12 protein-coding genes are annotated in these 12,645 nt (G+C 47.7%); 10 read left to right on the top strand and 2 right to left on the bottom strand.

Features of this window, described 5'->3' with window-relative positions; translation table 11 throughout:
- The first annotated feature begins 147 nt into the window (after positions 1-147).
- The 6 genes from ACEN86_RS11710 to rbsB are packed head-to-tail and all read left to right on the top strand — an operon-like array spanning position 148 to position 5,805.
- Positions 148-1,128, top strand: a complete 981-nt coding sequence (locus tag ACEN86_RS11710; protein ID WP_495630824.1) for a LacI family DNA-binding transcriptional regulator — start codon at positions 148-150, stop codon at positions 1,126-1,128.
- Between the two features lies 1 nt (position 1,129).
- On the top strand, positions 1,130-2,008 hold the full coding sequence (gene rbsK / locus ACEN86_RS11705; protein ID WP_495630823.1) for a ribokinase: 879 nt from the start codon (positions 1,130-1,132) through the stop codon (positions 2,006-2,008).
- A gap of 2 nt (positions 2,009-2,010) precedes the next feature.
- Positions 2,011-2,409, top strand: coding sequence for a D-ribose pyranase (gene rbsD / locus ACEN86_RS11700; RefSeq protein ID WP_495630822.1), 399 nt, complete (start codon positions 2,011-2,013; stop codon positions 2,407-2,409).
- A gap of 14 nt (positions 2,410-2,423) precedes the next feature.
- On the top strand, positions 2,424-3,905 hold the full coding sequence (locus ACEN86_RS11695; protein WP_495630821.1) for a sugar ABC transporter ATP-binding protein: 1,482 nt from the start codon (positions 2,424-2,426) through the stop codon (positions 3,903-3,905).
- A gap of 1 nt (position 3,906) precedes the next feature.
- A complete protein-coding gene (rbsC, locus tag ACEN86_RS11690; RefSeq protein WP_495630820.1) occupies positions 3,907-4,875 on the top strand; it encodes a ribose ABC transporter permease RbsC in 969 nt (322 codons plus the stop codon).
- 15 nt (positions 4,876-4,890) lie between these two features.
- Positions 4,891-5,805 carry a ribose ABC transporter substrate-binding protein RbsB gene (gene rbsB, locus ACEN86_RS11685; RefSeq protein WP_495630819.1) on the top strand — a complete coding sequence of 305 codons (915 nt, stop codon included), beginning with the start codon at positions 4,891-4,893 and terminating at the stop codon, positions 5,803-5,805.
- A gap of 72 nt (positions 5,806-5,877) precedes the next feature.
- Here rbsB and ACEN86_RS11680 read toward each other — a convergent pair whose 3' ends face one another.
- Positions 5,878-6,438, bottom strand: coding sequence for a DUF1003 domain-containing protein (locus ACEN86_RS11680; RefSeq protein ID WP_495630818.1), 561 nt, complete (start codon positions 6,436-6,438; stop codon positions 5,878-5,880).
- 197 nt (positions 6,439-6,635) lie between these two features.
- Between ACEN86_RS11680 and ACEN86_RS11675 the strand changes: the two genes are divergently transcribed.
- Positions 6,636-8,258, top strand: a complete 1,623-nt coding sequence (locus tag ACEN86_RS11675; RefSeq protein WP_495630817.1) for a stalk domain-containing protein — start codon at positions 6,636-6,638, stop codon at positions 8,256-8,258.
- 105 nt (positions 8,259-8,363) lie between these two features.
- Here the strand turns inward: ACEN86_RS11675 and ACEN86_RS11670 are convergent, their stop codons facing one another.
- On the bottom strand, positions 8,364-8,594 hold the full coding sequence (locus tag ACEN86_RS11670; protein ID WP_495630816.1) for a hypothetical protein: 231 nt from the start codon (positions 8,592-8,594) through the stop codon (positions 8,364-8,366).
- Between the two features lie 254 nt (positions 8,595-8,848).
- Here ACEN86_RS11670 and ACEN86_RS11665 point away from each other — a divergent pair, with 254 nt between their 5' ends.
- The 3 genes from ACEN86_RS11665 (at position 8,849) to ACEN86_RS11655 (ending at position 12,467) form a co-directional block, all read left to right on the top strand.
- Complete coding sequence (locus ACEN86_RS11665) at positions 8,849-10,591, top strand: tetratricopeptide repeat-containing diguanylate cyclase (RefSeq protein ID WP_495630815.1); 1,743 nt, start codon at positions 8,849-8,851, stop codon at positions 10,589-10,591.
- Positions 10,592-10,771: 180 nt separating this feature from the next.
- Complete coding sequence (locus tag ACEN86_RS11660) at positions 10,772-11,188, top strand: hypothetical protein (protein ID WP_495630814.1); 417 nt, start codon at positions 10,772-10,774, stop codon at positions 11,186-11,188.
- Positions 11,178-12,467, top strand: coding sequence for an ammonium transporter (locus ACEN86_RS11655; protein ID WP_495634281.1), 1,290 nt, complete (start codon positions 11,178-11,180; stop codon positions 12,465-12,467). The genes ACEN86_RS11660 and ACEN86_RS11655 overlap by 11 nt, the downstream gene beginning before the upstream one ends.
- Positions 12,468-12,645: the final 178 nt, after the last annotated feature.

Below are 12,645 nucleotides of genomic sequence, written 5' to 3'. Positions count from 1 at the left end.
AGGGCGAAAAGATACTAATCCAAGCTGGTTAAACATGGGTTTGGAAACAATACCCAGTGAAAGCGTTGACAAAAATGGCTTGTCAAAGTGGAATCAGTGTGTTATTTTGAATAGGTAACCGGTTACACATTAAGAGGTGATAAGACAATGGCAACAATTAAAGATGTCGCGAACCACGCAGGTGTATCGGTGGCTACGGTTTCAAGAGTCATTAACGATACGGGTTATGTTCATGAGGATACTCGTCAGAAAGTTGACGAAGCGATCAGACAATTAAATTATTCGCCCAATGAAGTGGCACGTTCTTTGTTTAAACGGAAATCGAAATTAATCGGCCTTCTTCTGCCTGACATCACGAACCCGTACTTCCCGGAGCTTGCTCGCGGGGTTGAGGATCGGATGCAGGAAAGCAGCTACCGGTTGATATTCGGCAATAGCGATGAGGATGAACATAAAGAACGGGATTACATTCAGACTTTTGTCCAGAACAATGTGGTCGGCGTGATATCTTCGACGAACGACCCGAACGCGGATACTTATATGAAGCTGAAGATCCCGGTAGTCTTTCTAGATAGAACTTCTAATGATATGCCATCAGTCTATGCGGATGGTCGTGAAGGCGGACGAATAGCGGCTCAGGAAATACTTGCACGCGGAAGCCGGAACGTTACGATTCAACAAGGACCCGCACATGTTCGGCCGGCTCAAGACCGTTATCAGGGAGCAATTGAGATTCTAGAGCAATCCGGAACGCCCTATCAGGTCGTTCAGACGTCCTCCTTCTCCTATGAGCAAGCGGGGGCAAGCGCCAGGGAATTATTTGAGAAATACCCGGATACGGATGGGGTTATTGCAAGTAACGATATCGCTGCGGTGGCCGTTCTTCATGAAGCGCTTCGACTGGGTAAGCAGGTACCGGATCAGTTACAGATTATAGGATTTGATGATATTCCTCTTAGCAGCCTGGTATATCCGTCCTTATCTACTATACATCAGCCTGCTTACGAGATGGGCCGGGAAGCAGCAGGTCTGCTAATAGAACTTATGGAGCAGGGGTACGCCCCTCAATATAATATACAAATGCCCGTAAGCTTTGCCGAGCGGGATACGACAAGAAAGGTGGATTAATATGGTTAAGATCGGTGTAATAGGCAGCTGTGCAGTAGACTTGGTCGTGACTTCCAGCCGACGTCCGGCAGCGGGGGAGACCGTTCTCGGTGAAAGCTTCAAGATGGTTCCCGGGGGAAAAGGGGCCAATCAGGCCGTTGCTGCCGCACGGCTTGGTGCTGAGACAGTTATGATCGGCCGGGTTGGAGAAGATAACTTTGGCGAGATTATTTTGAACAATTTCAAATCAAATGGTATTTCTGTCAGCCATGTGGAACCGGTTACACATCGTGAAAGTGGAACGGCCCATATTGTACTGGCTGAAGGGGATAACAGTATAGTCGTTGTCAAAGGGGCTAATGATCTCGTAACTCCCGAATATATCAAGCAAAAGCTGGATGTGATTGGGGAGATGGATATGATCATGATTCAGCAGGAAATTCCTGAGGAGACCGTAGTTCTTGTCAGTCAGCTCTGTGCGGAGATGAACATTCCGCTTCTGCTCAATCCGGCGCCTGCCCGGGCTGTAGATCCTTCTGTAATTGAGAATGCAGCTTATCTAACACCGAACGAGCATGAGGCAGCTTTGTTATTTGATGGATTGAGTAAGGCGGAAGCCCTTCGGAAATATCCTAACAAATTGTTCATTACTGAAGGTGCCCAGGGAGTTAGGTACTATGATGGGCAGCAAGAAGTGCTTGTTCCTGCTTATAAGGTTGAAGCGGTAGATACGACGGGAGCTGGCGATACTTTTAATGCGGCCTTTGCCGTAGCTTTAGCTGAAGGCAAGCCTATCTTCGAGAGTGTGAGGTTCGCTAACCGTGCAGCCTCCTTATCGGTGACTAAATTTGGGGCCCAGGGCGGTATGCCAACGCGTGAAGAAGTAGAGGGGAGTCTTTAAACATGAAGAAGCAAGGCATCTTGAACAGTCACATTTCCAAAATACTGACGGATCTCGGGCATACGGATTACATTGTCGTTGCGGATATCGGTCTTCCAATCCCAAGCGGCGTACCCAAGATTGATCTGGCTCTAACCTATGGAACACCGGCTTTTCAACAGGTCGTTGACCTGATTGCAGACGATATGGTCATTGAGAAAGTTATCCTTGCAGAAGAAATTCGGACTGACAATCCATCACAGGCGAACTATCTGGAGAATAAATTCTCAGGCAGCCAAATTGATTGGTGTTCCCATGAGAAATTCAAGGAATTGACCCGATACGCCAAAGTGGTTATTCGGACGGGTGAAGCTACACCTTATGCCAACTGCATTTTACAGGCGGGTGTCCATTTCGGTTAAGGAGGAAGTCCATTATGCAGATTCAAATGACCAATATTCATAAATCCTTCGGTACCAACCGGGTGCTCTCTGGCGTGGATTTCGAGCTTAGAGAAGGGGAAGTTCACGCGTTAATGGGGGAGAACGGAGCCGGGAAGTCCACTCTGATGAACATACTCATAGGTCTTCACCAGAGGGATGAAGGGACGATCGTTATAGATGGTAAGGAGAAGTATTTCTCTTCTCCCAAGGAAGCTGAGGAGTACGGTATTGCCTTTATTCATCAGGAGCTGAATGTCTGGCCGGATATGACCGTCCTTGATAACTTGTTCATTGGTAAGGAAGTCACTTCTAGATCAGGATTTTTAAATACAAGACAAATGAAAACGCTCGCAACAGAGCAATTCCGCAAATTATCCGTCGACATTCCTCTCCACCGGGAAGCGGGCGAATTATCCGTCGGACAGCAGCAAATGATTGAGATTAGCAAGGCCTTAATGACCCATGCCAAAGTTATCGTCATGGATGAGCCTACCGCGGCACTGACCGAGCGTGAAATTCAGAAGCTATTCGAGGTAATAGAAGCGCTCAAGCAAGATGGGGTGTCGATTGTCTACATTTCACACCGGATGGAGGAAATCTTCGCGATCTGTGACCGGATCACGATCATGCGGGATGGTAAGACCGTAGATACCAAGGATATTCCACATACCCACTTTGATGAAGTGGTCAAGAAGATGGTGGGTAGAGAGCTGACAGAACGTTACCCGGCGAGACAGGCCAAGCTTGGAGACGTGGTGCTTGAGGTCAAACAAGCTTCCAGGAAGAATCAATTCGAGAACATCAGCTTTCAGGTAAGAGCCGGTGAAATCGTAGGATTCTCGGGACTGATGGGTTCGGGAAGAACCGAGATTATGAGAGCGATATTCGGGCTAGACTCCTTGGATCAAGGGGAAGTGTGGGTCCGGGGTAAGAGAGTGAGCATTCGCAGACCTGAGGATGCGGTTAAGCATGGCATCGGATTTATTACAGAAGACCGCAAGGATGAAGGGCTGGTGCTGGATTTCTCGATTCGTGAGAATATGGCTCTTCCAAGCCTGTCAAGCTTCACCACCAAGGGATTTATTTCTGGCAGCAAGGAGCAGGATTTCGTAGACATGCTGATCAAGCGTCTTCAGATCAAGACCCAGTCGGGCGAGACGGCTGCACGGAATCTGTCCGGGGGGAATCAGCAAAAGGTTGTTATCGCGAAATGGATGGGGATCGGCCCGAGCCTGCTTATTCTGGATGAACCCACTCGCGGAGTGGATGTAGGGGCCAAACGTGAGATCTACCAGTTAATGAATGAGCTGACCGACAGAGGGGTTGCCATTATTATGGTCTCCTCAGAGCTTCCTGAAGTGCTGGGCATGAGCGACCGGATTATTGTGATTCATGAAGGTCATTTAGGCGGGGAACTAACCCGTGATGAGGCTACCCAGGAGAAAATCATGACATTAGCAACGGGAGGACAATAACATGAACACCATAAATGAAGCCAAAACGACCAAAAAGTTTGACGTATCCCAATTGACTCAGAAGCTCGGACCGCTTCTTGGGCTGATTATCCTGATCATTATCGTCTCCGTCTTGAATCCAAGCTTCCTTGAGCCGCTGAATATCCTGAATCTGCTTCGTCAGGTATCGATTAATGCACTGATCGCATTCGGAATGACCTTTGTTATTCTTACTGGCGGAATTGATTTGTCTGTCGGTTCGATATTAGCATTATCGAGTGCATTTGTAGCCAATTTGATGGTCTCCGGGTTTGACCCGATTCTAGCCATTATTATCGGATGTCTGGCTGGGGGTGTGATGGGTGCGGTGAACGGCCTTATGATCACCAAAGGTAAAATGGCACCATTTATCGCTACATTGGCAACTATGACTGTATTTAGAGGACTTACACTGGTGTATACGGACGGAAATCCAATTACCGGGCTTGGGAACAGCCTAGTGTTCCAATTGTTCGGACGAGGGTATCAATTCGGAATTCCGGTACCTGCCATTACCATGATCATTACCTTCGCTGTGCTCTGGGCTGTTCTGCACAAAACGCCATTCGGCCGCAAAACTTACGCTATCGGTGGTAACGAGAAGGCTTCCATTGTATCAGGTATTAAAGTAGACAAAGTCAAGATCATGATCTATTCGCTGGCAGGACTGCTCTCAGCTCTTGCAGGGGCAATTCTTACTTCGCGTCTGAACTCAGCCCAGCCTACAGCGGGTACTTCTTATGAGCTTGATGCCATTGCCGCCGTTGTTCTTGGCGGAACCAGCTTATCGGGCGGGCGCGGACGAATTGTAGGAACTTTGATCGGTGCGCTCATTATCGGAACCTTGAATAACGGCCTGAATTTGCTCGGCGTATCTTCCTTTTATCAAATGGTCGTTAAGGGGATCGTTATCGTCATCGCTGTACTCATAGACCGCAAGAAATCTGCTTAAGAGGAGACGACTATTATGAAAAAAGTTACGTTAGTACTTGTATCCATACTCCTTGTTCTAATGACAGGATGTTCACTGGAGCCTCCCGGCTGGGCCAAGCCCAAGGCCGCGAGTGACCTGAAGAATGCCAAGATCGGGCTGTCCATATCCACCTTGAACAATCCTTTCTTTGTCTCACTCAAAGATGGGGTCGTAAGTGAAGCGGCCAAGCAGGGTATCAAAGTCATTGTCGTGGATGCACAGAACGACTCGGCCAAGCAGAGCAATGATGTGGATGACCTGATTCAACAGGGAGTTAACGCGCTTTTGATAAATCCAACGGACTCGGCTTCGATTAGTACAGTGGTTCAATCCGCTAATAATTTGGGCATTCCGGTCATTACACTCGACCGTTCCGCTGATAAAGGCGACATCAAAGCACTGGTTGCTTCGGATAATATCAAAGGCGGCAAAATGGCCGCACAGTATATTGTGGACCAGCTGGGCAAGAACGCCAAAGTGATTGAGCTTGAGGGTGTTCCAGGTGCCTCGGCCACTCGTGAGCGGGGGAAAGGGTTCCATGAAATTGCGGATCAGCAGCTGAAAGTCATTGCCAAGCAGGCAGCCGATTTCGACCGGACCAAAGGACTCAACGTCATGGAGAATCTTCTTCAAGGCAACCCAGATGTACAGGCTGTCTTCGCCCATAACGACGAGATGGCACTTGGAGCAATCGAAGCCATCCAAAGCTCAGGCAAGAACATTCCTGTCATCGGATTTGACGGGAACAAGGATGCGCTGGATTCGATCAAGGCAGGCAAGCTGACAGCCACTATAGCACAGCAGCCGGAACTGATCGGCCAATTGGCAGTCAAGGCAGCCAAGGATGTACTTCAGGGCAAGAAGGTAGAGAAATCAATCCCAGCACCCCTGAAGCTGGTAACCGAATAAGTAAGTTTTACAGAAGCCATTTCAGGTTGTTTCTACTGAAATGGCTTTTTGGTCTGTAATTCAATCGATTCATCATGATTGATTTCTTCTAATGTGCCTGCGTTTATTCAATGAGGCGATTTCCATATATTTAAGTCTCTCTTCCATCTGGTGAAGATGATTTTGAATCTCTACATTTTCCTTCTCAGCTTTATAATTGATTGCAATATCCATAATCTGTTCCTGTTTGTCTTTCACCGCTTGCCGATTCTGACTCATCTGGATCAAAGTAGCTTGAAACACCGTGAATATAGAAAGAACGAAGCTTAGGATGAACAATGAGGATCGGCTGTGATTCCAGATCAGCCAAGAGCTCAGGATAGCTGCAAGAGAGAATATGAATTTCCAGCTGCCTCCGAATAGGGCCACTTTGTCTGCGAACCGGGCTCCAGTACCGGCCTTCCTCTCATGCTGTTCATATAGACTAGATTTGATATTACCTTGGTATTCGTTCACCATTTTGGCAAGTCGATGTATATCGTGAGTATCCGGCGTTCCATCGGGAAAATGTTCGAGCTCACGAAGGAGCAGCTCATCCGCATCTAATTCAGACTTAGACGTATCGGTTCTTTGACGATGACTATCATTTCTCATAATTCGTTCCTCCCTCTAGAAAGGATATTTCTCTCTTTACCCGTTTTGTGAAAGTTAAATACTATTATTAATTTCCTCTTTTATCCAAATGTATTTTTCAGGTAAAATTAAGAATAGCGAAAGGAGGTTGAAAGGCTACCATAATAAGATTTGTTCTGTGAATCACGAATGAGCAAAAATTCCATGAAGGGTGGATTATGATGAAGGGAAATCTATTAACGAGAGCGGGATTGGTAACTTTAGTTCTCTCGCTGAGTGTAACCGCAGGTGCTGTTTTTGCAGAGACGGGGACGAATCCCAAGAACTTGGTACCTCTTCGTGTCTATGCTGAGAAACTGGGGGGAAAGGTAAAATGGGACGCGGGGGCCCGGAAAGCGACTATTTACCGGCTTGGCCACACCTATTCGGTCTCCATTGGGAAGAAAGAGGCAGTTGTCGACGGTAAAGTTCAAAGTATTACTCCCCCAGTTACAGAGCAGGGAACTACATATGTATCACTTCAATTTTTGCAGGAGGCTCTGGGTACAACAGCGAGATGGGACCCGCAGAACGGGGTCATTATTGACAAACAGGATGTAACCGATAAAGCGATCATATTTACACAGCAGGTGTTTAATAATCCATCTGCACTTCCGACTCTTGCGCTTAGTGACAATCTGAAATCCGCACTTTCTGCTGACGTACTCAGCAAAGAGATCACTGCTCTGACAGGGCAGCTTGGAGCCTACAAAGGAATCGAAAGCGCAGCAACTGACTCTAATTCTGTTCATCGGAATGTGACATTGAATGTTTCATTTGAACGAACTTCCATGCCTGTAACGATTCGGTTCAAGTCAGAAGGGGAGATTGATGATATCTTCTTTAATACAACCGGAGCAGAAGCTCCTTACATCAGACCTGGGTATGATAAGCCTGAGACTTATACGGAGAAAGAAGTAGTTATTGGCCAGGGGACATGGGCTCTTCCGGGTACACTGACTCTTCCCGCAGGATCAAGCAAAGGTCCGTTCCCAGTTCTGATTCTTGTGCAGGGATCAGGTCCGAATGACCGGGATGAATCACTGGGCGCGCTGAAGCCATTCCGGGATCTTGCCGTAGGCCTAGCTTCAAAGGGAATTGCAGTTCTTCGTTATGAGAAAAGAACCCGTGAATACCCGCATCAGTACGCAGCCAATCTCTCGGCAACGATCAAAGAGGAAGCAATGGATGATGCTTTGGCAGCCGTGGATCTGATGTCCAGGACGGAGGGAATTGATTCGGGGTCTATTTACATACTAGGGCATAGTCAGGGTGGGTTTATGATGCCAAGACTTCTTCAGGCGGATACACGTCACCAAATTGCAGGTTCAGTCATCATGTCTGGTCCCGGCGGTAACTTTTTCGATCTGTTGATTGAACAATTCACCTACTTGGCAGGTCTGCACCAAATGCCTCAGACAACCCTGGATCTCTTTAAGACCCAGTTCGCTTTGCTAAATAACAAAGACTTCGATCCAGCACAGCCGCCAAAAGATTTCATTCTTCCGAAGTGGTGGGTTGATCTGCGGGGATATGAACCTGCGGAATTGGCGAAGACCCTGAGCGGGCGTATGCTTGTTCTTCAGGGAGAACGGGATTATCAGGTTCCTGCTAAGCAGCTGGATATCTGGAAGAATGCACTTAAGAATCGTTCCGATGTGGTATACAAACTATATCCGAAGCTGAACCACTTTTATTCCGAGGGGGAAGGCGGACTCAGTACACCAGCGGAGTATTTCAAGCCGGGCAATGTTCCCGAATATGTTATCGACGACATAACCAAATGGATACAAACCCGCTAGTTTCTCTTATACCACATGTTGCAGGAGTCGCAATGGACCATTAATGGAGAATGGCGCCACAAGGGTTATAGCCCTGTGGCGCCTTTTTAGCTATCTCCTTATTTATTATGAGGCACAACCTGCACACTCGATATAATTGTCACCCACGGCTTTGCTAATACTTAGAAGATCACCCATTTTAATGTCGTCCTCTGAAGTAAATTCATAGTCATATGCCGTCTCCAAAGCCAGCTGAAGGGCTTTCTCTTTGCTACCTGCCAGAACGCTGATCTGTTCTTCTTTACCCGTAGAAATGACTTGGTAGGCATAAGTATAACGAAGCATTTCTTGTTCCATGATATCACCTCCCAGCCTTACTTAAGTCCATCCCGTTACAGGGATGCGTGAATATAAGTATACACTAACATTTAGTTATTTGCCTACTTATAGATACTCTTGATTGACCAGGTTTCCAAATTTTATTAAATATAACATCGTAGAAACAGAACATTCGTGTTATTCTATTTAGTATTGATATTTTATCCAATTAGCGCATTGATGGAACAAATTAGACACTATAGAGCCAGAGATTCTTTGGGGGAGAAGGACATATGGAAACACATCTGATTCAGCTCGAAAATCCGGTAACTTCCTATAATCAGCTTTGTTACCAGTGCCATACGAGGGTGATCAGAGCGCTTGATGAGGGACCGGCAGGTATTTGTCCGCAGTGTTTATCGCAAATGACGGATTACTGGGGGATGACTCTGAGTCTAGGACCTTCAGGGGATTACACAGCACAGTGGCTGGAGCTTGCGCTGGATAGGCTGGAGGTTATGCCTTTTCAGGATGTCGAATCCGCAGTGGGTCCCTCACGGCATGCACTCGACTTAGCCTCAGAATTAGGAATAGAAGGCTTGAAGCAGCGGGCCTTGCTTGTGAAAGCTGATGTGCTCGGGCGACAAGGATATGTTGCTGAGGGGGGGACAATTCTGCTCGATGTCAAAGCATGGGCCACTGAGCAGCAGCACGCTTATATTTTGGCAAGAAGTCACCGCTTGCTGATGGGCTTCTTCAGGCGGATCGGGGAGACGGCAAGTGCGTTCGAGCATTCCATCCGAGCCGTTGAGCATACGGAGGAATCTGCTCCGCAGCGAATACGGGCAGACCATATTCTTGCCCATGCGATGATGCTTGATGAGACCGGGCATTCTGCCGCGTCACTAACGAAGTATAAGGAAGTCATGGATATTGCCGAGAATATTCAGGACATTCACTTAAGTCTAGTAGCCCTTAACAATAGAGCGTACACTTGCGGCGAGACGGGAGATGTAAAAGAAGCATGGGCCCTTGTGAATCAGCTTAGACAGCTTGCCGAGAAGCACGGGGTTCCGCTGGACGGATTGAAGCTGGATACGATCGCCCGTATTGAGCTCATGCTCGGGAAGCCCGAGGCAGCAGAGTTAACGCTGCAGACTGTGCTTGAGGATCAAACAGGCAGCTTAATTAGTGAGATGGCAGGCTTTCCCGAGTGCCTGCTCACGGCCGCCGAGGCTATGCGGCTGCAAGGCAAGCTTGAACAGGCACAGACCGTCGTAGATCAGGCGAGAGAAGTGTGTGAGAAGCATGGCTTTGAAGGGCAGAAAGTCCGAGTAAGACTGGAGCAAGCCCGGATCTATGCAGCCTCGGGGAGATACCGGGAGGCGTATGAGGAGCACGTTGCTTTCCATGACGAAACGGAGAATCTCCGTTCGCATGAGAGCAGGACAAGGGCCAATATTCTTCAGACCGTCTTCGATACCAAGGAAGCCAGACGGGCCAGCGAGCATTTTCGGGAGATGGCCTTCCGGGATGCCCTGACCGGGCTGCACAATCGCAGGTACCTTGATGAGCACCTAGAAGGATTTATCCAGAAAGCCTTGATGAATGGGGAATCTGTAACCGCCATGCTCATTGATCTTGATCACTTTAAGAGTATTAACGACACCTATTCCCATCAAATCGGGGATCTGGTTCTGATTAAAGCAGCTGGAATCCTGAGAAATACAGCCAAACAAGCAGCGGCGGTAGCTGCCCGCTTCGGAGGCGAAGAATTCGTCATCCTGGCCTCAGGGCTAGATGAGGAAGAAGGAGCGAAGCTGGCTGAGGAACTGCGTGTGGCGATCAGCTCAGCCCAATGGGATGAAATTGCCGGGCATCTGAAGGTTACTACAAGTATTGGTGTATGCACCTCGGCGGGAGGCTGCACGAAAGTTGAAGACCTTCTTAGCGCAGCAGATCATAATTTATATACAGCCAAGCGATCTGGACGAAATCGCGTCATTGCATCCCGAATGAACATCGTGACCGTGTAAGTGAATGACCTAGGTCATTTGGGCAAAGATTAGATAGAAGAGGCTGCTCACTCCTTGTGAATAAGGAGATGAGCAGCCTCTTCTGGTAATTGGGCCAAAAAACCTATGTAATAAATGTTGACATAATAGAAAAATGAAAATACAATCAGGTAAGTAACTTAACGTGTGAGGAGACCTGACATGGATGTCATAGATGAATTATACCAGCGTACTGCATTTCAAATTGATGCGGATGAATTCATTCTTATCATACAATCACTGGTCCAGAAAAAACAAGCGGATATTGATTACATCAAGAATAAAATTGCGCAGTATGAGCAAAAAAGGAGAAAGGAAGAAGCGATGTACCAGTCGCTGTCTCCGATTCGCAAGCTTTTTACCGGACGGCCACCGAGTCATCATACTGCAGTGGAATACATGGTGTATGTGAAGGAACCTTTCAAGAAGATTGAAGTGATAAAGCGAGAGATTAGAGAATTGGAACGGGTAGTAAAACGAATAGAGGAAGATCCTCACTCCGACGAAATTATTCTGTCTAATCATCTCATTAATCAGCTTACCCAGCAGGAAAGAGAGGATCAGAATGATGAACGTTGAGACTTTGCACTCCGGCCTGGATACCGTGTGGGTGGTCCTTACGGCAGCCATGATCCTCCTTATGGAAGGCGGGTTCGCGTTAGTTGAAGCCGGGTTTGTCCGTTACAAGAATAATGTAAATATCATTATGAAAGTTTTTGCCGATATTACGATCGGAACGTTGTGTTATTATGTCCTCGGATTCGCCTTAATGTATGGGAAAGATATGTGGGGCGCTATCGGAACCAGCGGATTCCTGCTGCATGGTGACCTTTCCCACTTGAAGTTCTCAATCTCTATAGATACGTACTGGCTGTTTCAAGCGGCCTTTGCCATTGCGGTTATCTCGATCGTCTCCGGAGCGGTAGCTGAGCGGATTAACTTCCGCGTATACCTGCTGTACATTGTACTTATGACGGCATTGATCTATCCTATCGCAGGTCATTGGGTATGGGGGAACGGCTGGCTTGGCGCTCTGGGGATGCGGGATTTTGCCGGTTCGGCCGTCATTCATGCGCTCGGGGGATTCTCTGCTTTAGCAGCCGCTATAGTAATTGGGCCGCGCAAAGGTAAATTCACCGCCAAAGGCTCAAGTACCATTGCACTTCCCAGCAATCTGCCTTTAGCCTCGGTTGGGGCCTTCCTGCTGTGGTTCGGCTGGTTCGGATTTAATGCCGGAAGCACCTTGACGGCGTCTGATGTGCGAATCGGTCATATCGCTGTGGTCACGATGCTGTCGGCAGCAGCTGGCGGTGCGATCACGTTAGTATATACGCTGATCCGGTATAACCGGTCCGATGCGTCTTCAGTTATTAACGGGTCTCTTGCTGGACTTGTCGGGATCACTGCTGGATGTGCTTTTGTAAGTGATGGAGCTGCCATATTCATTGGAGCCGTGTCGGGCCTTCTTATGATGGCTGCCACGAACTGGCTTGAAGCCAGGAAGATTGATGATCCTGTCGGTGCGTTCCCTGTTCACGCCGTGTCGGGAATGTGGGGAACCTTGGCTACTGGCTTGTTCGCCCAAGAGGGTGGACTATTAACCGGCGGAGGCTGGCATCTGCTGGGTGTACAGGTTCTAGGCTTAGCGGTGCTATGTGCTTGGGGCTTCACTTTAACTTGGCTTGGACTCAAACTCATCAACCAATGGATTCCTGTACGTTCAACCGAGGAAGAAGAAGAGATTGGACTGGACATCAGCTACCATGGTGTGATGGCCGCCCACCAGGCACATGATTTTATTGACGATGAGGAACGCTTGTTCCAGGAAATTATCCGTGAACAAGAGGAGAACAGATAATATAGAACTCCACCATATATAGCTTAAGTCTATTGAGATGGACTTACATACATGAACAGCCTTGATATGAATCAGGCTGTTTTTTTGTTGCCTGCAAATAATTCGACTATTTTCGATACAAATATACATTTTTCATCAAAATCTCTTTACACTTTGAGTCTGGAAACCGATAAAACAT

This window comes from Paenibacillus sp. Paensp111 (assembly GCF_059492195.1).
Note: the sequence above shows the minus strand (reverse complement) of the source record. Positions and strands in the feature narration are given on the sequence as shown.

Coding starts and splice junctions, on each gene's coding strand:
- ACEN86_RS11695 (WP_495630821.1), top strand. CDS start 2,424: ATGCAGATTCAAATGACCAATATTCATAAATCCTTCGGTACCAACCGG.
- rbsC (WP_495630820.1), top strand. CDS start 3,907: ATGAACACCATAAATGAAGCCAAAACGACCAAAAAGTTTGACGTATCC.
- ACEN86_RS11665 (WP_495630815.1), top strand. CDS start 8,849: ATGGAAACACATCTGATTCAGCTCGAAAATCCGGTAACTTCCTATAAT.
- rbsB (WP_495630819.1), top strand. CDS start 4,891: ATGAAAAAAGTTACGTTAGTACTTGTATCCATACTCCTTGTTCTAATG.
- rbsD (WP_495630822.1), top strand. CDS start 2,011: ATGAAGAAGCAAGGCATCTTGAACAGTCACATTTCCAAAATACTGACG.
- ACEN86_RS11670 (WP_495630816.1), bottom strand. CDS start 8,594: ATGGAACAAGAAATGCTTCGTTATACTTATGCCTACCAAGTCATTTCT.
- ACEN86_RS11680 (WP_495630818.1), bottom strand. CDS start 6,438: ATGAGAAATGATAGTCATCGTCAAAGAACCGATACGTCTAAGTCTGAA.
- ACEN86_RS11660 (WP_495630814.1), top strand. CDS start 10,772: ATGGATGTCATAGATGAATTATACCAGCGTACTGCATTTCAAATTGAT.
- ACEN86_RS11655 (WP_495634281.1), top strand. CDS start 11,178: ATGAACGTTGAGACTTTGCACTCCGGCCTGGATACCGTGTGGGTGGTC.
- rbsK (WP_495630823.1), top strand. CDS start 1,130: ATGGTTAAGATCGGTGTAATAGGCAGCTGTGCAGTAGACTTGGTCGTG.
- ACEN86_RS11675 (WP_495630817.1), top strand. CDS start 6,636: ATGATGAAGGGAAATCTATTAACGAGAGCGGGATTGGTAACTTTAGTT.
- ACEN86_RS11710 (WP_495630824.1), top strand. CDS start 148: ATGGCAACAATTAAAGATGTCGCGAACCACGCAGGTGTATCGGTGGCT.